We start from the raw sequence: 18368 nt of genomic DNA, 5'->3' as shown, positions 1-18368 counted from the left end.
ATCTATTCCTGCCTTATTTAAACTGTTTGAGGAAACGCAGATCGTTTTCGAAGAATGAACGCAGGTCGGTGACGCCATAACGCAACATGGTCAGACGCTCCATTCCCATCCCGAAGGCGAAACCAGAGTAAACTTCCGGGTCGATACCAACGTTACGCAGCACGTTCGGATGCACCATCCCACAACCCAGCACTTCCAGCCATTTGCCGTTTTTACCCATGACGTCGACTTCTGCAGACGGTTCGGTGAACGGGAAATAGGAAGGACGGAAACGAATTTGCAAATCTTCTTCAAAGAAGTTACGCAGGAAGTCGTGCAGCGTGCCTTTCAGGTTGGTAAAGCTGATGTTGGTATCAACAATCAGACCTTCCATCTGATGGAACATCGGCGTGTGGGTCTGGTCGTAGTCGTTACGATAAACACGTCCAGGCGCGATGATACGAATCGGCGGCTGCTGAGCTTTCATGGTACGGATCTGTACGCCAGACGTCTGAGTACGTAGCAGGCGGGTTGCATCAAACCAGAAAGTGTCGTGGTCAGCGCGCGCCGGGTGGTGACCAGGAATGTTCAGAGCATCGAAGTTATGATAATCATCTTCGATTTCCGGCCCGGTCGCCACGGTAAAGCCAAGCTCACCGAAGAAACTTTCGATACGGTCGATGGTACGGGTCACCGGATGCAGACCGCCGTTTTCAATACGGCGACCAGGCAGGGAAACATCAATAGTTTCTGCCGCCAGACGCGCATTCAGCGCCGCGCTTTCCAGTTCAGCTTTACGCGCATTCAACGCCTGCTGCACCTGCTCTTTCGCTTCGTTGATAACCGCACCGGCTGCCGGGCGTTCTTCTGGCGGCAGTTCACGCAGGGTCGTCATCTGAAGGGTTAAGTGCCCTTTTTTACCCAAATATTCGACGCGCACATTGTCTAACGCGGCAACATCTGACGCCTGGCTAATGGCCGCCTTCGCACTGGCAACCAGTTCTGCGAGATGTGACATGGTTTTCCTCATTGTGTCAGTGGTGACACTGGTTCGTTGGACTTAGAGCCTATCCCATCAGACTATTTTACTTGCCATTTTGTCCTGGGCAGTGCTCGAAATCCTCACGTACTTAAGTACGCTCCGGTTTCTCCGCGCTGGCCGTGTCCAAACTGGCTGCGACAATTACGCCTGATGAGACAGGCTTTTTATTTCTCAAAACGCGCATACAAAAAAAGCCTCCACTGGGAGGCTTTCAGGCGCTGTTTTCCGTTTCTCTTCTCACGCGCTAGCCTCCTGGAGTCAGGTGCTAAAGTAAAAAAAGAAGCGGAAAATAGCAGCATTCATTGCTTGCGTTACCTTTTGGTACTCTTCAAAAGACCTTTATTGAAAAGGCTACGGCGATAAAAGTCAATGTTCTGATAGTGTTGAAACGAAAAGAGGGAGACTAGCTCCCTCTTCCAACTGGCTTATGCCAGAGCTGCTTTCGCTTTTTCAACCAGAGCGGTGAACGCTACTTTGTCGAATACTGCGATATCAGCCAGGATCTTACGGTCGATTTCAACAGAGGCTTTTTTCAGGCCATTGATGAATTTGCTGTAAGAAATACCGTTCTGACGTGCTGCTGCGTTGATACGCGCAATCCACAGTTGACGGAACTGACGCTTACGTTGACGACGGTCACGGTAAGCATACTGACCAGCTTTGATAACAGCCTGGAAGGCAACGCGGTATACGCGAGAACGCGCACCGTAGTAACCTTTAGCTTGTTTCAAAATTTTCTTGTGACGTGCGCGTGCAATAACACCACGTTTTACGCGAGCCATATGTGCTCTCCTGTATCTATATTCTAATTAAAAAGTTAAAAACGTTAACGGCTTATGCGTACGGCAGGCACGCGATTACCAGGCCCAGATCGCCTTTGGAAACCATGGCTTTCGGACGCAGGTGACGTTTACGTTTGGTCGCTTTTTTGGTCAGAATGTGACGCAGGTTAGCGTGCTTGTGCTTAAAACCACCTTTACCGGTTTTTTTGAAGCGCTTAGCAGCACCGCGTACGGTCTTAATTTTTGGCATTTTAATAACTTCCACTTCGCATTGTTGATAAACAGAAACAAAGGCGAATCACCCTGTGAGCCGAAGCCCACAGGAATGATTACTTGATGGCCTTACTGTTTCTTCTTAGGAGCGAGCACCATGATCATCTGGCGGCCTTCGATCTTCGTTGGGAAGGATTCGACCACTGCCAGTTCTTGCAAATCGTCTTTCACGCGATTAAGCACTTCCATACCGATTTGCTGGTGCGCCATCTCACGACCACGGAAACGCAGTGTGATTTTGGCTTTGTCACCCTCTTCCAGAAAGCGAATCAGGCTGCGGAGTTTTACCTGATAGTCGCCTTCATCTGTACCAGGACGGAATTTGATTTCCTTAACCTGGATAACTTTTTGCTTTTTCTTCTGTTCCTTAGAAGACTTGCTCTTTTCATAGAGGAATTTGCCGTAATCCATGATACGACAAACCGGCGGCTCGGCGTTAGGGCTGATCTCGACTAAGTCTACTCCGGCTTCTTCTGCTTTCTCCAGAGCTTCTCTCAGACTCACAATACCAAGCTGCTCGCCTTCCAGACCTGTTAAGCGAACTTCCTGGGCGCGAATTTCGCCATTGATACGGTTAGGGCGCGCCGTTTGAACTCGTTTTCCGCCTTTAATACCTTATTCCTCCAATTGTTTAAGACTGCGGCTGCGAATCTCTTGTTGCAGCTTCTCGATCACTTCATTTACGTCCATGCTTCCCAGGTCTTTACCACGGCGGGTACGAACGGCAACTTTGCCTGATTCCACCTCTTTATCACCACAGACCAGCATATATGGGACGCGACGCAAAGTGTGCTCGCGGATTTTAAAGCCAATCTTCTCATTTCTCAAGTCTGCTTTAACACGAATGCCCGCATTTGATAGTTTTTGCGTCAATTCGTTAACGTATTCAGACTGAGAATCGGTAATATTCATGATAACAACCTGCACTGGCGCAAGCCAGGTCGGGAAGAAACCAGCGAACTCTTCGGTCAGGATACCAATGAAACGTTCCATTGACCCCAAAATTGCGCGGTGAATCATTACCGGAACCTTACGCTCGTTGTCTTCGCCTACATAAGAGGCGCTCAGACGAGACGGCAAGGAGAAGTCCAGCTGTACTGTACCGCACTGCCATGCACGATCGAGGCAGTCATACAGGGTAAATTCAATTTTCGGACCGTAGAAAGCGCCTTCACCCAGTTGATATTCAAACGGGATGTTGTTTTCTTCCAGCGCAACCGCCAGATCCGCCTCAGCACGATCCCACATTTCGTCGCTGCCAATACGTTTTTCAGGACGAGTGGAAAGTTTGACCACGATTTTTTCGAAGCCAAAAGTGCTGTACATATCATAGACTAAACGGATACATCCGTTAACTTCATCGCGAATTTGTTCTTCAGTACAGAAGATATGCGCGTCATCCTGGGTAAAACCACGTACACGCATCAGGCCATGCAGAGAACCTGACGGCTCGTTACGGTGGCAGCTACCGAACTCGGCCATACGCAGCGGCAGATCGCGATATGACTTCAGCCCTTGGTTGAAAATTTGTACGTGACCCGGGCAGTTCATCGGCTTAATGCAGTATTCACGGTTCTCTGAAGAGGTGGTGAACATTGCATCTTTGTAGTTGTCCCAGTGACCGGTTTTTTCCCACAGGACGCGGTCCATCATGAACGGACCTTTTACTTCCTGATACTGGTACTCTTTCAGTTTAGAACGAACGAATACTTCCAGTTCACGGAAGATTGTCCAGCCGTCGTTGTGCCAGAATACCATACCCGGCGCTTCTTCCTGCATATGATACAGGTCAAGCTGTTTGCCGATTTTACGGTGATCGCGTTTAGCGGCTTCTTCCAGGCGCTGCAGGTAAGCGTTGAGGGCTTTTTTGTCTGCCCACGCAGTACCGTAAATACGCTGCAACATTTTGTTGTTGCTGTCGCCGCGCCAGTAAGCGCCTGCCGTTTTCATCAGTTTGAAATGATGGCAGAAACGCATATTCGGTACGTGCGGACCACGGCACATATCGACATATTCTTCATGGAAATAGAGGCCAGGCTGGTCATCATGGGCAATATTTTCGTCCAGGATGGAGACTTTATAGCTCTCGCCGCGTTTAACAAACGTTTCACGCGCTTCGTGCCAGCTGACTTTCTTCTTAATGACGTCGTAGTTTTTCTCAGCAAGCTCATGCATCCGCTTCTCGAGTGCTTCGACATCTTCCTGGGTTAACGTGCGGTCAAGATCAACGTCGTAATAGAAACCGTTGTCAATAACCGGGCCGATTGCCATTTTGGTATGCGGCCAAAGTTGTTTAATCGCGTGCCCTAACAGGTGCGCGCAGGAGTGACGAATGATCTCCAGACCTTCTTCGTCTTTTGCGGTAATGATCGACAGTTGTGCGTCGTCTTCAATCAGATCGCAAGCATCAACCAGCTCGCCATTTACGCGCCCTGCGATACAGGCTTTCGCCAGACCTGGACCAATGTCCAGCGCAACATCCATGGGACTTACAGCGTGGTCGTAATGGCGTTGGCTGCCATCAGGAAGAGTAATAACAGGCATGTTATATCCTTATTTGCAGTGGTGACCCATACGCAAGATCACATACAAAGATTCATATGAAATTTACCAAAAAGGTTTGGGCTGATTCCCGCTTCACTCTGCGAAATATGTCATAACATGCTGATTAGCGATGCCAGACCTACACCCACTTTCTGATAATACCGTCTGGCAGTTTACACGGTATTTGTTATCGGGCAAAGCGGCAATCATCATGATCGAAATGATATAAATCAATACAGGCAACGCCTGCCCATTTTGTTACACTCGGATATTGACCACTCGAAATACGCAGGAAAACACATGCCGACAAAACGTTTTGACAAAAAACACTGGAAGATGGTGGTGGTGTTGCTGGCTATTTGTGGCGCAATGCTGTTACTGCGTTGGGCGGCAATGATTTGGGGTTGAATGGTAAAATGCGATTAGCTAACGAAAAAGCCAGACCGCTCGTCGCGGCCCGGCAGTAATTACATTTTATATCCCAGCGATAACGTTGTTCGGCGATCGGTATGTTCTGGAGCCGATTCAGGCGGTTCAGAGTTCCATGTAACGTTGTACGCCACCTTCAGACCGAAATGTTCATTAATAGCCACATTTAACGCGCTTTCCGAGTTCAGCGTCGTATCTTCCGCGCCAAAGACGGAAACGCCCTGGGTAATTTTCGCGTTGTCGGTCAACTGCCACGCGTAAGCCCCGGAAGCATAACCCAGCGGCTGGGTTTTACTGGCATTGTCGGTATATTTGTCGTAACGCACGCCAGGACCGAATTCAAAGCGGAAGCTGTGTACCGGACCATTCAAAAACTGGCGACCATAACCCGCAGTCAGCACATCGCGTTCGCGATAACCGTTATAGCGGTCTGTCAGCCAGCTTGCCTGACCAAATAAATAGTCATAGTCAGTTAAATTAAAACGGCTACGCCCGCCCGCCGCATATTTTTCCGAAGAACGCTCATCGTTAGAAGAAGTATTACTGGCATTCCCCCACAGCGACCAGGCAGTAGAATGCCCATACCAGGTCATAGTGGTGTCAGCCGTTAGTGAAGAACTTTTCGTGTTACCTGATTGTGCAAGGTAGCCTGCATTCAGATTACCTTCAAAAGGTTTTTTGGCGCTGGCAGGATCGTCCATGACAGTAAAAACGGAATCATCGGCAGCTGCATTCAGAGACGCAAACATACCCCCCGCCAGCATAACGATGGCAGGAACTGTCTTCAAAAGCTTCATTTATTAAAAGTCCGTACAACAAAAAAAGAGACCATCGCGGTCCCGGAAACTTTCTTAAGGATCAAAGAGTAGCGTCCCTGGAAAGGTGACAAATTATAAAAAGGAGTGAAAAACTTAGCAACGACTTCTTATTTCATTTTTTGAATAAGCACATTACGAAAACAAATATTTATTTATATATCTTCATCTTATTATTTTCATATAAATATCCAATAAATCATATTGTTAATTTCTTCACTTTCCACTGATTCAGTGCCAGACTGAAATCAGCCTATAGGAGGAAATGATGGTACGTATCTATACGTTGACACTTGCGCCCTCTCTCGATAGCGCAACAATTACCCCGCAAATTTATCCCGAAGGAAAACTGCGTTGTACCGCCCCGGTGTTTGAGCCTGGGGGCGGCGGTATTAACGTCGCCCGCGCCATTGCTCACCTTGGTGGGAGCGCCACGGCAATCTTCCCGGCTGGCGGAGCGACTGGCGAACATCTGGTTTCACTGCTGGCTGATGAAAATGTCCCGGTTGCGACCGTCGAAGCAAAAGACTGGACCCGCCAGAATCTGCACGTACATGTGGAGTCTACAGGTGAGCAGTACCGATTTGTCATGCCTGGCGCGACATTAAGTGACGATGAATTTCGTCAACTTGAAGAGCAAGTTCTGGAAATTGAATCTGGAGCCATCCTGGTCATAAGCGGAAGCCTGCCCCCAGGTGTGAAGCTGGAAAAATTAACTCAGCTTATTTCCGCTGCGCAAAGACAAGGGATTCGCTGCATCGTCGACAGTTCTGGCGAGGCTTTAAGTGCAGCCCTGGCCATTGGCAATATTGAACTGGTTAAGCCTAACCAGAAAGAGCTCAGTGCACTGGTTAACCGCGAACTCACCCAACCTGATGATGTGCGCAAAGCCGCGCAGGAAATCGTTAATAGCGGTAAGGCCAGGCGGGTTGTCGTTTCCCTTGGTCCGCAGGGCGCGCTGGGAGTGGACAGCGAAAACTGTATTCAGGTCGTGCCACCACCGGTGAAAAGCCAGAGTACCGTCGGTGCAGGCGACAGCATGGTCGGCGCGATGACGCTGAAACTGGCGGAAAATGCCTCTCTTGCAGAGATGGTCCGTTTTGGGGTCGCTGCGGGCAGCGCCGCCACGCTCAATCAGGGAACCCGCCTGTGCTCCCATGATGATACGCAAAAAATTTACGCTTACCTTTCCCACTCATAGAGATATTCCCCCAATATTGGGGGAATCACCATAAACCTGTCGACAACGCGTTTCTCCGACTATGCTAAAAAATCACGTGATAACAAAGAGGTGAATTATGGCTGGTGGCGATCTTGTCCGTTATGTCATTACTGTCATGTTGCATGAAGACACATTAACTGAAATTAATGAGTTAAATAACTTTCTGACACGCGACGGTTTTTTACTGACCATGACGGATGATGACGGAAATATCCATGAGCTGGGAACGAACACCTTTGGGCTTATCAGTACTCAAAGTGAAGATGAAATAAGAGAGCTGGTTGCCGCACTCACCCAAAGCGCCACAGGCAAAGACCCAGAGATCATAATCACCACCTGGGAGGACTGGCATAGCAACAGAAAATAAATGGTTTTTGGGCAATAATCAGTCTGTGGTGTGCGTTAGCTCGTGTTTTTGCACCGCATTCCTGCGCTAACCTTATGATCTGGCAGACAACATGGGAGAGACATCATGTGGCAGGCAATCAGTCGTCTTTTGAGCGAGCAGTTAGGTGAAGGCGAAATCGAACTGCGTAATGAACTGCCTGGCGGAGAAGTCCATGCCGCATGGCATTTACGCTATGCAGGACGTGACTTTTTCGTCAAATGTGATGAAAGGGAACTGCTTTCCGGTTTTACCGCCGAAGCCGACCAACTGGAATTACTGTCGCGCAGTAAAACCGTCACCGTGCCTAAAGTCTGGGCTGTTGGCGCTGACCGCGACTACAGTTTTTTGGTGATGGACTATCTCCCGCCTCGCCCGTTGGATGCACATAACGCATTTATTTTAGGACAGCAAATTGCGCACCTGCATCAATGGAGTGACCAGCCGCAATTTGGCCTCGATTTTGACAACGCACTTTCCACTACTCCACAACCCAACACCTGGCAACGTCGCTGGTCAACGTTCTTTGCTGAACAACGTATTGGCTGGCAACTGGAACTGGCGGCAGAAAAAGGGATCGCCTTCGGCAATATCGACGCCATCGTCGAGCATATTCAGCAGCGTCTGAGTTCACATCAGCCACAGCCTTCACTGTTACACGGTGATTTATGGTCCGGCAACTGCGCTCTGGGCCCGGAGGGGCCGTATATATTCGACCCTGCCTGTTACTGGGGCGACAGAGAGTGCGATCTGGCGATGTTACCGCTGCATACCGAACTGCCGCCACAAATCTATGACGGCTATCAGTCCGTTTCACCGCTACCGGCAGATTTCCTCGAACGTCAGCCGATTTACCAACTCTACACGTTACTTAACCGTGCAAGGTTGTTTGGCGGCCAGCATTTGGTTATTGCCCAGCAGTCACTGGATAGATTGTTAGCTGCGTGATGTGGATTGATGATAATGGCCGCTCCATGCGGCCTTTTACTTAAATAAATCCAAGCAAAGAAAAGAACACATACCCCGCAGCAATACAAATTACCGGCAGGATATAGAGTGAGAAAATCTGTAAGAAAATAGTATGGTGTGGCACCACAATGCGTGACTCAATCTGCTCACGCGTTAACCCCTCTTCCCCTTTAGCCTTCTCCAGAATGAGTTGATCCTCAACACCTTCGCGCAAAAAGCGCGCCTGGCGGCTCATACGGGCACCAGAGTCTTGCAACGCAAGACCCACAAATATCAGGATGAAAATCACCCAAAACATAACGTTCACACCACCATTAAAATTGGGCGTCGGTGAGTTGTACCAGAACAGATTCAGAAAAGGCGTATTCGCCTGCATCATATCGATCATGACATGCGCAAAATCGAGCATTACTGCATTGATGCCTTCCTGGGATTCTTGCCGGACATTCATAAACTTCAGCAAGGAAATTAACGTGGAAACAAGTGTCGGTATAAAAATCACCCAACCCAAAATCCTTTTCAAAACAGCAATGCGTCCAGCTTGTTGATACGTCATGAGTTCTCCTTGATTAAGACGCGTCGTTTCAATTAGTTTACCTGTAGATATCTGTTTTCGCCCATTCTTTAAAGGCGATATGATAGGCGCTTAATCATAAGCACTGCTTAATACCTTACACATAATGCTCTAAAGGAGAGGTTGTAATGTCAACCCCGCGTCAGATTCTTGCTGCAATTTTCGATATGGATGGATTACTTATCGACTCAGAACCTTTATGGGATCGAGCCGAACTGGATGTGATGGCAAGCCTGGGGGTAGATATCTCCCGTCGTAACGAGCTACCGGACACCTTAGGTTTACGCATCGATATGGTGGTTGATCTGTGGTATGCCCGGCAACCGTGGAATGGGCCGAGTCGTCAGGAGGTAGTTGAACGGGTTATTGCCCGTGCCATTTCACTGGTTGAAGAGACGCGACCATTACTGCCTGGTGTGCGTGAGGCCGTTGCGCTATGCAAAGAACAAGGATTATTGGTAGGTCTGGCCTCCGCGTCACCTTTGCATATGCTGGAAAAAGTGCTGACCATGTTTAACTTACGTGACAGTTTCGATGCCCTCGCCTCCGCCGAAAAGCTGCCTTACAGCAAGCCGCATCCACAAGTGTATCTCGACTGTGCAGCAAAACTGGGGGTTGATCCTCTCGCCTGCGTGGCGCTGGAAGACTCTGTAAATGGCATGATCGCCTCTAAAGCGGCACGTATGCGTTCTATCGTCGTCCCCGCGCCCGAAGCGCAAAATGATCCACGTTTTGTGTTGGCGAACGTAAAACTTTCATCTCTCACCGAATTGACCGCGACCGACCTCCTCGGCTAATAAAATCGGGCAGTGTCATAACTGCCCCTGGCTTTTTATCTGAATTTTTATTCAACTGGTGGATTTATCATCATTTTGTGATAAAGAGTTACACCGTCACCACTTCCGCGCACTGTATAAAAATCCTATACTGTACGTATCGACAGTTTAGTGAGTTTTATCATGACGGCGGAAGGTCACCTTCTCTTTTCTATTGCTTGTGCGGTATTTGCCAAAAATGCCGAGCTGACACCCGTGCTGGCACAGGGTGACTGGTGGCATATTGTCCCTTCCGCGATCTTAACGTGTCTGTTACCGGACATCGACCACCCAAAATCGTTTCTTGGGCAGCGATTAAAGTGGATATCAAAACCCATTGCCCGCGCATTTGGACACCGTGGATTTACCCACAGTTTGCTGGCTGTATTTGCCCTGCTGGCAACCTTTTACCTCAAAGTTCCGGAAAGCTGGTTTATTCCGGCTGATGCACTGCAAGGTATGGTGCTGGGTTATTTGAGTCATATTCTTGCCGATATGCTGACACCGGCTGGTGTTCCCCTGCTCTGGCCGTGTCGCTGGCGCTTTCGCCTGCCAATTCTGGTGCCACAAAAGGGCAATCAGCTGGAACGTTTTCTCTGCATGACATTATTTGTCTGGTCGGTGTGGATGCCCCATTCTCTGCCTGAAAACAGCGCGGTTCGTTGGTCATCGCAAATGATCAATACCTTGCAGATCCAGTTTCATCGCCTTATTAAGCACCAGGTTGAATACTAAAAAAGCAAAAATCACCTTTCTGGAATAAGCAATTCCATTTGAATATAAGAGCCAGCTCACAGTTCTGTTAATCTTGCGCCAACACTATGACTGTTACACAGTGATAGAAATAATAAGATCAGGAGAACGGGGATGAACTTTCCATTAATTGCGAACATCGTGGTGTTCGTTGTTCTATTGTTTGTGCTGGCTCAGGCTCGCCACAAACAGTGGAGTCTGGCAAAAAAAGTACTGGTGGGTCTGGTGATGGGCGTGGTCTTTGGCCTTGCTCTGCATACCATTTATGGTTCTGGCAGCCAGGTACTTAAAGATTCTGTACAGTGGTTTAACATTGTCGGTAACGGCTATGTTCAGCTACTGCAAATGATCGTTATGCCGTTAGTATTCGCCTCTATTCTGAGCGCGGTTGCTCGCCTGCATAACGCATCTCAGTTAGGCAAAATCAGTTTTCTGACCATCGGTACGCTGCTGTTTACCACGCTGATTGCGGCGCTGGTCGGTGTGCTGGTGACTAACCTGTTTGGTCTGACTGCTGAAGGTCTGGTTCAGGGTGGCGCTGAGACTGCCCGTCTGAACGCTATCGAAAGCAACTATGTCGGTAAAGTCGCGGATTTAAGTGTTCCGCAACTCATTCTGTCTTTTATCCCGAAAAAACCGTTTGCCGATCTGACCGGTGCGAATCCGACATCAATTATCAGCGTGGTAATTTTTGCCGCATTCCTCGGCGTCGCGGCGCTGAAACTGCTGAAAGATGATGCGCCGAAAGGTGAACGCGTTTTAACAGCTATCGACACACTGCAAAGCTGGGTGATGAAATTGGTTCGCCTGGTCATGCAACTAACCCCTTACGGCGTGCTTGCGCTGATGACCAAAGTGGTTGCCGGTTCCAACCTGCAAGACATCATTAAGCTGGGTAGCTTCGTTGTCGCGTCCTACCTGGGTCTTATCATTATGTTTGCGGTGCATGGCATTCTGCTGGGTATTAATGGCGTGAGTCCGCTGAAATACTTCCGTAAAGTGTGGCCGGTGCTGACGTTTGCTTTCACCAGTCGCTCCAGTGCAGCGTCTATTCCACTGAACGTTGAAGCACAAACGCGTCGTCTGGGTGTTCCAGAATCTATCGCCAGTTTCGCCGCCTCTTTTGGGGCGACCATTGGTCAGAACGGCTGTGCCGGTTTGTATCCGGCAATGCTGGCGGTGATGGTTGCGCCAACGGTGGGCATTAACCCGCTGGACCCGATGTGGATTGCAACACTCGTCGGTATCGTCACAGTGAGTTCAGCAGGTGTTGCAGGTGTTGGTGGCGGTGCAACATTCGCCGCGTTAATTGTTCTGCCGGCGATGGGCCTGCCGGTAACGCTAGTGGCTCTGTTAATCTCCGTTGAACCGCTTATCGATATGGGTCGAACTGCATTGAACGTGAGCGGCTCAATGACCGCAGGTACGCTGACCAGCCAGTGGCTGAAGCAAACCGATAAGTCCATTCTGGACAGCGAAGACGACGCCGAACTGGCACACCGTTAATCCTGGTTCATAACGCAAAACGCCTGTCATTCGACAGGCGTTTTTTTATTCTTCGATCTCATTTTCCTGGCGCACTTGGTTAGCCCAACGCTGGGCGGACTCCGGCACGCTAAATGCTGGTGAGCGCAGGAATGACTCCCCCGTCAGAACAAACGCAACATATTTGCCACGCAGCATCCAGACATCGCGAAACGAATCCATCTTAATCGCATGTTCTGGCGGCGCAGGTTCCGTGCGAGGAACATAGCTAATAATCGGGCGGTTTTGCTGACGTAGCGGTTTCTTCATTACTGGCTTCACTAAACGCATATTAAAAATCAGAAAAATTGTAGTTTAGCTGATTTACCCCCCGTCCGTCCTGCTTTGCGTATATTCCCGAATACCTTCTCTGGCACCACTTCCAGAGCGGGATCATCCTGATGGTCTATAGTTAGAGGGTTTTTTGACCAAAACAGCGGCCCTTTCAGTGATGAATTAAGGAGACGAGTTCAATGTCGCAACATAACGAAAAGAACCCACATCAGCACCAGTCACCACTACACGACTCCAGCGAAGCGAAACCGGGAATGGACTCACTGGCACCTGAAGACGGATCTTATCGTCCAGCGGCTGAACCAACACCGCCAGGCGCACAACCTACCGCCCCAGGGAGTCTGAAAGCCCCTGATACGCGTAACGAAAAACTAAACTCTCTGGAAGACGTACGCAAAGGCAGTGAAAATTATGCGCTGACCACTAATCAGGGCGTGCGCATCGCCGACGATCAAAACTCACTGCGTGCCGGTAGCCGTGGTCCAACGCTGCTGGAAGATTTTATTCTGCGCGAGAAAATCACCCACTTCGACCATGAACGTATCCCGGAACGTATCGTTCACGCGCGTGGGTCAGCCGCTCACGGTTATTTCCAGCCGTATAAAAACTTAAGCGATATCACCAAAGCCGACTTCCTGTCAGATCCGAACAAAATTACCCCGGTGTTCGTGCGTTTCTCTACCGTTCAGGGTGGCGCAGGTTCGGCAGATACGGTGCGTGATATCCGTGGTTTTGCCACCAAGTTCTATACCGAAGAGGGTATTTTTGACCTTGTTGGCAATAACACACCAATCTTCTTTATTCAGGATGCGCATAAATTCCCCGATTTTGTTCATGCGGTAAAACCGGAACCGCACTGGGCAATTCCGCAAGGGCAAAGCGCCCACGACACCTTCTGGGATTATGTATCCCTGCAACCAGAAACGCTCCACAACGTGATGTGGGCGATGTCAGATCGCGGAATACCACGCAGTTACCGCACCATGGAAGGCTTCGGCATTCACACCTTCCGCCTGATTAACGCCGAAGGTAAAGCGACCTTTGTACGTTTCCACTGGAAACCACTGGCAGGTAAAGCCTCACTGGTGTGGGATGAAGCGCAGAAACTCACCGGACGTGATCCAGACTTCCACCGCCGCGAACTGTGGGAAGCCATTGAATCAGGCGATTTCCCGGAATACGAACTGGGCTTCCAGTTGATCCCCGAAGAAGATGAATTCAAATTCGACTTCGACCTGCTTGACCCAACGAAACTCATCCCGGAAGAGTTAGTACCCGTTCAGCGCGTCGGCAAAATGGTGCTTAACCGTAACCCGGATAACTTCTTTGCCGAAAACGAACAGGCAGCTTTCCATCCTGGTCATATTGTCCCTGGTCTGGATTTCACCAACGATCCGCTGTTGCAGGGACGTTTGTTCTCTTATACCGATACACAAATCAGCCGTCTTGGCGGGCCGAATTTTCATGAAATTCCGATTAATCGCCCTACCTGCCCGTACCACAATTTCCAGCGTGACGGTATGCATCGGATGGGAATCGACACTAACCCGGCGAATTACGAACCGAACTCGATCAACGATAACTGGCCGCGCGAAACGCCGCCGGGGCCAAAACGCGGTGGGTTTGAATCATATCAGGAGCGCGTGGAAGGCAATAAAGTGCGGGAACGCAGCCCATCATTTGGCGAATACTACTCGCATCCGCGCCTGTTCTGGCTAAGTCAAACACCGTTCGAGCAGCGCCATATAGTCGATGGTTTCAGCTTTGAGTTAAGCAAAGTTGTACGACCTTATATTCGTGAGCGCGTCGTTGACCAGTTAGCGCATATCGATCTTAACCTGGCGCAGGCGGTAGCAAAAAATCTCGGTATCGAACTGACTGACGACCAACTGAATATCACCCCGCCACCGGACGTAAACGGGCTTAAAAAAGATCCGGCGTTAAGTCTGTATGCCATTCCTGACGGTGATGTGAAAGGCCGTGTGGTAGCTATTTTGCTTAATGATGAAGTGAAATCCGCAGACCTTCTGGCAATTCTGAAGGCGCTGAAAGCCAAAGGCGTTCATGCCAAACTGCTTTACTCACGGATGGGCGAAGTCACTACCGATGACGGTACGGTGTTGCCGATAGCAGCAACCTTTGCCGGGGCGCCATCGCTGACGGTCGATGCAGTCATTGTCCCTTCCGGTAATATCGCCGATATCGCAGACAACGGCGATGCAAACTATTACCTGATGGAAGCCTATAAGCACCTTAAACCGATTGCGCTGGCGGGCGATGCGCGCAAGTTTAAGGCGACAATCAAGGTTGATGACCAGGGTGAAGAAGGGATTGTGGAAGCCGACAGCGCAGACGGTAGTTTTATGGATGAACTGTTAACGCTAATGGCAGCGCACCGCGTATGGTCACGAATTCCTAAGATTGATAAAATTCCGGCGTAAATATGAATAAAGTCACTCCCCCAGGGGAGTGACTTTACAAACTACCTTACACATCAAGATAACTACCCAACCGATAACCTCGCTCGGCAATGGCATACTTCAGCGATGCTGATGTCAACACTTCCAGCTCCGTTAACCGTGGAAAGCAATAAGCACTCTGGCGAATTGTATTATCGACAAACGCCGGATGGCACATCACTTCCAACGAACGTTCACCGCGATGGCTGGAATCATCCAGCACTTGCAGAAACAGTGACTCGCTAATCTCTTCACCATAGAACGCGCTACTGAATCCCTGCGAGCTGCGCAAATTAGCCGGTAAATCACCATCATAAGATAGCGGCTGACGGTCGATGCGCAACGCAATCCCCTCTTCAGCCGCAAACTTCGCCACAATCGGGAAAATCTGCGGGAACATATGCACATGATGATGGCTATCAAGGTGCGTTGGTTTGCGCCCAAATAGCTCAATGAAACGCAGATACTGACTGGCAAGTTCCTGAGCAATTTCCTCCAGCGGTAAAGCATCTTCTTCCGCCAGTTGCCAGATCCACTTCCCTAACACACCTTCGCGGGTTAAACCCGGCATTGCAGTCAGCGGCTTGCCCAGGGTGAGAACAAAGTGCATTCCAACTGCCAGACTCGGTTCATCGCGACTCAACTGCACCGCATGGTCGATAGCTTCACCATTCACCAGCGCCGTCGTCGATGTGACAATACCGTTTCGGCAGGCCTCGATAATGCCGTAGTTCTGGCCTTTACTTAGGCCAAAGTCATCGGCATTAACAATCAGTAAGCGTTCCATAATCAGCCCCGGTTAATGTGCTTTTTTAAGTTCTGCTATGCAGTCGGCAAAGTTTGGCAGCCATTTCTCGTGCGCCAGAATCATCTCGCGTGCCAGCAGCTCAGCATCACGATCGGAGTGCACCAACGGGCTAAGGTTTAGCGCCAGTAACACATCGTTAAATTCCCCGCTAAGTGCTGCGTTGCTGGCCGCAATCTCGAAGCCTTTGATGGTGTGAATCAGCCCCATCACTTTGTCATCGAAATGCGTAATGCGCGGATGTGGCGTCGCGCCATCGCGCCCCAGCGTGCAGGTCATTTCTACCGCCCAGTCTGCCGGAATATTATCAATATGCCCATGATGCGGGATATTAACGTAATGTTCCGTTTGCTTGTCGTTGTAGATAGCGTTGATGACTTCGCACGCTGCATCAGAGTAATAAGCCCCACCGCGCTGCTCCAGCTCTTTCGGTTTCACTTTCAGATCCGGGTTTTTATACAGATCAAAGAGTTGCTTCTCGACTTTCTGTACCACCTGCGCACGCGCGCCGCCTTTGTAGTATTCACCCATTTCAATCGCCAGCATCTCTTTTTGCTTGAAGTAATAAAGCAAATAGGAACACGGCAACAGGTTCAGAGCCCGAATTAAACCTTCGCTAAACGGCAGATCGAAAATATTTTTAACACCAGATGCTTTTAACTGCCCGGATGCCACACCATCAAGCAATTCGGCGAAACGTGATTTGCCATTTACCAAAACATCCTTAATAAACACCATGTGGTTCAGGCCGAACAGATCGATAGATAAATCATCGTTCTCATTCAAGGCTAAAACATCGCCGATAAACATTTTCATGCCAATCGGAATATTACACACGCCGATAAAGCGTTTAAATCCGGTATGACGATAAACCGCTTCAGTGACCATTCCCGCCGGGTTAGTGAAGTTGATCACCCACGCATTCGGACAAAGTTCTTCGACATCTTTTACGATGTCAAAAATCACCGGAATGGTGCGCAGACCTTTAAACAGTCCACCCGCACCATTAGTTTCCTGGCCAAGATAACCATGACTTAACGGAATACGTTCATCCAGTTCGCGTGCTGGTAATTGACCTACGCGCAGTTGGGTAGTGACAAAATCTGCCCCTTTCAGCGCCTCACGACGATCAAGCGTTTTATAAAGTTTAATCGGTACACCAGCGTTATCGATCATTCGCTGGCAGAGATCAAAGATAATATCCAGTTTTGCTTTACCACCTTCGACATCCACCAGCCATAATTCAGTCACCGGCAATTCGTGATAACGCTTAATAAACCCTTCCAGCAGTTCCGGGGTATAACTACTCCCGCCACCAATAGTGACGACTTTTAATTTCTGGCTCATAATTTCTCCCTTCATCAGGAAATACTAATATTATTCATACCTGCCTCTACGTCAGGAATATCCCGGTCTCCCCAGGATAAATAAGGCACGCATGTAAATTTAATGATCAGTGACAATAGCTACTGATTAAATTCAGTCAATTTCTTACGATAACTATTTGGTGTAAAAGATGTTAGTTTCTTAAACGTTTTAATAAACAGGCTTGGGCTACTATAACCCGCTTCAAATGCAATATCAGTCACAGAATAGTTGGTCATTTCCAGTTGTTTTTTGGCAAAGTTAATGCGGATTTCATTAATAATCTGCATCGGCGTTTTGCCATAATATCGCTGAGTCGCACGCGTCAAATACTCCTGCGATTTAGCCGATAACATCACCATATTTTCCAGCGCATTCTCACTGAACTGCGCTTTATCATGCATCTTTTCAACCGTACTTTTTAACCACTGTGGCACATCATCAATCACCTGTTCTTCGCGGTAATGACGTAAACGGTTAATGACATAAAAAGTGACTATCTCAACAAATTCTTCCAGACCGGTTTCGCTGAAATTCAATGAAGAAATCACCGTTTCCACATAGGTAAGAAAAGTATTATTTGTTCGGTAAACCTGTGAAGCAACAAAGCAATAAGGCAACAACGGCAAATAATGCTGTTCAAAAAAACGTTTACTGATCCCAACGTTCAATATGCGCGTGGCACCAAACTCATAAAAACTTTGATGGTGTGATCCTAACGGAATAAAAACAAAATCGCCCCGTTCCAGCAACACGCGCTTACCGTTAATCTCCTGGAAATAACGACCAGTTAAAACCAGGGTAAACTCATAATAGTCATGCTGATGCAATCCAGTAATACTTTCAGTTTTATTGTAGATAAACACATGGAAATTTTTGCCATTAAACAACTGCTGTTCACGGGCAGTGGCAATTTCCGGCGCATTAATCACTGGCTGCATCATCGACTCCTTATGCCTTCAGTTTTTCATGAAGCTCAATTAATTCGGTAATCAGTTCACGTGCAAGCATGGAAGTCATTAAATGATCCTGGGCGTGAACCAGCACCAGACTCACTTTCATCTTGCCTTCACCCGCGTCGCCTTCAATCAGTTTCGTCTGTACCAGATGCGCTTCATTCAAGGCCATTCGCGACTGATCCATCATGGCTTTTGCCGCTGCAAAATCGCCCTGCTTCGCCTGCTTCAGCGCCGCATACGCCAGGCTGCGCGCTTGTCCGGAGTTGATGATAAGCCCCATCACCACTTCTTCCAGTTCCTCAGCTTCCGTTTGCGTATCAGGAATATTATCGAGATCCATCATACATCGTTCCTCTCTATTCTTACTGGCACGAGTTGCC

At 48.9% G+C, this 18368-nt stretch carries 21 protein-coding genes and 1 other annotated feature; of the genes, 8 read left to right on the top strand and 13 right to left on the bottom strand.

The window, feature by feature from the left end:
* Positions 1–13: 13 nt before the first annotated feature.
* From pheS to thrS, 6 genes are all read right to left on the bottom strand, one after another.
* Entirely contained in the window at positions 14–997 is a 984-nt protein-coding gene (pheS, locus tag A7589_RS06790) for a phenylalanine--tRNA ligase subunit alpha (RefSeq protein WP_000018588.1), read from the bottom strand.
* A 208-nt stretch (positions 998–1205) separates the two neighbouring features.
* Positions 1206–1330, bottom strand: a sequence feature (Phe leader region).
* Positions 1280–1324 (bottom strand): pheST operon leader peptide PheM, encoded by a 45-nt coding sequence (pheM, locus tag A7589_RS22930; RefSeq protein WP_001386830.1) that lies wholly within the window; start codon positions 1322–1324, stop codon positions 1280–1282. It overlaps the preceding feature by 45 nt.
* 116 nt (positions 1331–1446) lie before the next feature.
* Positions 1447–1803, bottom strand: coding sequence for a 50S ribosomal protein L20 (rplT, locus tag A7589_RS06780; protein ID WP_000124850.1), 357 nt, complete (start codon positions 1801–1803; stop codon positions 1447–1449).
* 52 nt (positions 1804–1855) lie between these two features.
* Positions 1856–2053 carry a 50S ribosomal protein L35 gene (rpmI, locus tag A7589_RS06775; RefSeq protein WP_001124225.1) on the bottom strand — a complete coding sequence of 66 codons (198 nt, stop codon included), beginning with the start codon at positions 2051–2053 and terminating at the stop codon, positions 1856–1858.
* 92 nt (positions 2054–2145) lie between these two features.
* Entirely contained in the window at positions 2146–2688 is a 543-nt protein-coding gene (gene infC, locus A7589_RS06770; protein ID WP_001700733.1) for a translation initiation factor IF-3, read from the bottom strand.
* 3 nt (positions 2689–2691) lie between these two features.
* Positions 2692–4620 (bottom strand): threonine--tRNA ligase, encoded by a 1929-nt coding sequence (gene thrS, locus A7589_RS06765; RefSeq protein ID WP_001144184.1) that lies wholly within the window; start codon positions 4618–4620, stop codon positions 2692–2694.
* A gap of 300 nt (positions 4621–4920) precedes the next feature.
* On the opposite strand from thrS, the gene yniD reads away from it, so the two are divergent.
* Positions 4921–5028, top strand: coding sequence for a small membrane protein YniD (gene yniD, locus A7589_RS06760; RefSeq protein WP_001142445.1), 108 nt, complete (start codon positions 4921–4923; stop codon positions 5026–5028).
* A 59-nt stretch (positions 5029–5087) separates the two neighbouring features.
* Here yniD and A7589_RS06755 read toward each other — a convergent pair whose 3' ends face one another.
* A complete protein-coding gene (locus A7589_RS06755; RefSeq protein ID WP_000771389.1) occupies positions 5088–5846 on the bottom strand; it encodes a DUF481 domain-containing protein in 759 nt (252 codons plus the stop codon).
* 286 nt (positions 5847–6132) lie between these two features.
* Between A7589_RS06755 and pfkB the strand changes: the two genes are divergently transcribed.
* The 3 genes from pfkB (at position 6133) to A7589_RS06740 (ending at position 8419) form a co-directional block, all read left to right on the top strand.
* Complete coding sequence (gene pfkB, locus A7589_RS06750; protein ID WP_000251743.1) at positions 6133–7065, top strand: 6-phosphofructokinase II; 933 nt, start codon at positions 6133–6135, stop codon at positions 7063–7065.
* A 97-nt stretch (positions 7066–7162) separates the two neighbouring features.
* Positions 7163–7453, top strand: a complete 291-nt coding sequence (gene ghoS, locus A7589_RS06745; protein ID WP_000896962.1) for a type V toxin-antitoxin system endoribonuclease antitoxin GhoS — start codon at positions 7163–7165, stop codon at positions 7451–7453.
* Between the two features lie 105 nt (positions 7454–7558).
* Entirely contained in the window at positions 7559–8419 is an 861-nt protein-coding gene (locus A7589_RS06740; RefSeq protein WP_108188782.1) for a fructosamine kinase family protein, read from the top strand.
* Positions 8420–8459: 40 nt separating this feature from the next.
* On the opposite strand, the gene A7589_RS06735 is transcribed toward A7589_RS06740, so the two are convergent.
* Positions 8460–8996 (bottom strand): YniB family protein, encoded by a 537-nt coding sequence (locus A7589_RS06735; RefSeq protein ID WP_000222184.1) that lies wholly within the window; start codon positions 8994–8996, stop codon positions 8460–8462.
* A 146-nt stretch (positions 8997–9142) separates the two neighbouring features.
* Between A7589_RS06735 and hxpB the strand changes: the two genes are divergently transcribed.
* From hxpB to tcyP, 3 genes are all read left to right on the top strand, one after another.
* Positions 9143–9811, top strand: coding sequence for a hexitol phosphatase HxpB (hxpB, locus tag A7589_RS06730; RefSeq protein ID WP_000106839.1), 669 nt, complete (start codon positions 9143–9145; stop codon positions 9809–9811).
* A 162-nt stretch (positions 9812–9973) separates the two neighbouring features.
* Positions 9974–10564 carry a metal-dependent hydrolase gene (locus A7589_RS06725; RefSeq protein WP_010356122.1) on the top strand — a complete coding sequence of 197 codons (591 nt, stop codon included), beginning with the start codon at positions 9974–9976 and terminating at the stop codon, positions 10562–10564.
* 132 nt (positions 10565–10696) lie between these two features.
* The gene (gene tcyP / locus A7589_RS06720; RefSeq protein WP_108188781.1) at positions 10697–12088 is read left to right on the top strand and encodes a cystine/sulfocysteine:cation symporter; all 1392 of its coding nucleotides are present in this window, start codon (positions 10697–10699) and stop codon (positions 12086–12088) included.
* A gap of 45 nt (positions 12089–12133) precedes the next feature.
* Here the strand turns inward: tcyP and cedA are convergent, their stop codons facing one another.
* Complete coding sequence (gene cedA, locus A7589_RS06715; RefSeq protein WP_001241546.1) at positions 12134–12397, bottom strand: cell division activator CedA; 264 nt, start codon at positions 12395–12397, stop codon at positions 12134–12136.
* Positions 12398–12579: 182 nt separating this feature from the next.
* On the opposite strand from cedA, the gene katE reads away from it, so the two are divergent.
* A complete protein-coding gene (katE, locus tag A7589_RS06710) occupies positions 12580–14841 on the top strand; it encodes a catalase HPII (RefSeq protein WP_000077897.1) in 2262 nt (753 codons plus the stop codon).
* A 46-nt stretch (positions 14842–14887) separates the two neighbouring features.
* On the opposite strand, the gene chbG is transcribed toward katE, so the two are convergent.
* The 4 genes from chbG to chbA form a co-directional block, all read right to left on the bottom strand.
* A complete protein-coding gene (chbG, locus tag A7589_RS06705) occupies positions 14888–15646 on the bottom strand; it encodes a chitin disaccharide deacetylase (RefSeq protein ID WP_000440423.1) in 759 nt (252 codons plus the stop codon).
* 12 nt (positions 15647–15658) lie between these two features.
* Positions 15659–17011, bottom strand: a complete 1353-nt coding sequence (celF, locus tag A7589_RS06700) for a 6-phospho-beta-glucosidase (protein ID WP_000078791.1) — start codon at positions 17009–17011, stop codon at positions 15659–15661.
* 119 nt (positions 17012–17130) lie between these two features.
* On the bottom strand, positions 17131–17973 hold the full coding sequence (gene chbR, locus A7589_RS06695) for a transcriptional regulator ChbR (protein WP_000983663.1): 843 nt from the start codon (positions 17971–17973) through the stop codon (positions 17131–17133).
* A 7-nt stretch (positions 17974–17980) separates the two neighbouring features.
* Positions 17981–18331, bottom strand: coding sequence for a PTS N,N'-diacetylchitobiose transporter subunit IIA (gene chbA, locus A7589_RS06690; RefSeq protein WP_000968919.1), 351 nt, complete (start codon positions 18329–18331; stop codon positions 17981–17983).
* Positions 18332–18368 lie beyond the last annotated feature (37 nt).

This window comes from Escherichia sp. MOD1-EC6475, assembly GCF_003046645.1.
GTDB classification, from domain to species: Bacteria; Pseudomonadota; Gammaproteobacteria; order Enterobacterales; family Enterobacteriaceae; genus Escherichia; species Escherichia ruysiae.
The sequence above is the reverse complement of the archived record's forward strand: the minus strand, read 5'-3'. Positions and strand labels throughout refer to the sequence as shown.

Coding starts and splice junctions, on each gene's coding strand:
- pheS (WP_000018588.1), bottom strand. CDS start 997: ATGTCACATCTCGCAGAACTGGTTGCCAGTGCGAAGGCGGCCATTAGC.
- rplT (WP_000124850.1), bottom strand. CDS start 1,803: ATGGCTCGCGTAAAACGTGGTGTTATTGCACGCGCACGTCACAAGAAA.
- rpmI (WP_001124225.1), bottom strand. CDS start 2,053: ATGCCAAAAATTAAGACCGTACGCGGTGCTGCTAAGCGCTTCAAAAAA.
- thrS (WP_001144184.1), bottom strand. CDS start 4,620: ATGCCTGTTATTACTCTTCCTGATGGCAGCCAACGCCATTACGACCAC.
- yniD (WP_001142445.1), top strand. CDS start 4,921: ATGCCGACAAAACGTTTTGACAAAAAACACTGGAAGATGGTGGTGGTG.
- A7589_RS06755 (WP_000771389.1), bottom strand. CDS start 5,846: ATGAAGCTTTTGAAGACAGTTCCTGCCATCGTTATGCTGGCGGGGGGT.
- pfkB (WP_000251743.1), top strand. CDS start 6,133: ATGGTACGTATCTATACGTTGACACTTGCGCCCTCTCTCGATAGCGCA.
- ghoS (WP_000896962.1), top strand. CDS start 7,163: ATGGCTGGTGGCGATCTTGTCCGTTATGTCATTACTGTCATGTTGCAT.
- A7589_RS06740 (WP_108188782.1), top strand. CDS start 7,559: ATGTGGCAGGCAATCAGTCGTCTTTTGAGCGAGCAGTTAGGTGAAGGC.
- A7589_RS06735 (WP_000222184.1), bottom strand. CDS start 8,996: ATGACGTATCAACAAGCTGGACGCATTGCTGTTTTGAAAAGGATTTTG.
- hxpB (WP_000106839.1), top strand. CDS start 9,143: ATGTCAACCCCGCGTCAGATTCTTGCTGCAATTTTCGATATGGATGGA.
- A7589_RS06725 (WP_010356122.1), top strand. CDS start 9,974: ATGACGGCGGAAGGTCACCTTCTCTTTTCTATTGCTTGTGCGGTATTT.
- tcyP (WP_108188781.1), top strand. CDS start 10,697: ATGAACTTTCCATTAATTGCGAACATCGTGGTGTTCGTTGTTCTATTG.
- cedA (WP_001241546.1), bottom strand. CDS start 12,397: ATGCGTTTAGTGAAGCCAGTAATGAAGAAACCGCTACGTCAGCAAAAC.
- katE (WP_000077897.1), top strand. CDS start 12,580: ATGTCGCAACATAACGAAAAGAACCCACATCAGCACCAGTCACCACTA.
- chbG (WP_000440423.1), bottom strand. CDS start 15,646: ATGGAACGCTTACTGATTGTTAATGCCGATGACTTTGGCCTAAGTAAA.
- celF (WP_000078791.1), bottom strand. CDS start 17,011: ATGAGCCAGAAATTAAAAGTCGTCACTATTGGTGGCGGGAGTAGTTAT.
- chbR (WP_000983663.1), bottom strand. CDS start 17,973: ATGATGCAGCCAGTGATTAATGCGCCGGAAATTGCCACTGCCCGTGAA.
- chbA (WP_000968919.1), bottom strand. CDS start 18,331: ATGATGGATCTCGATAATATTCCTGATACGCAAACGGAAGCTGAGGAA.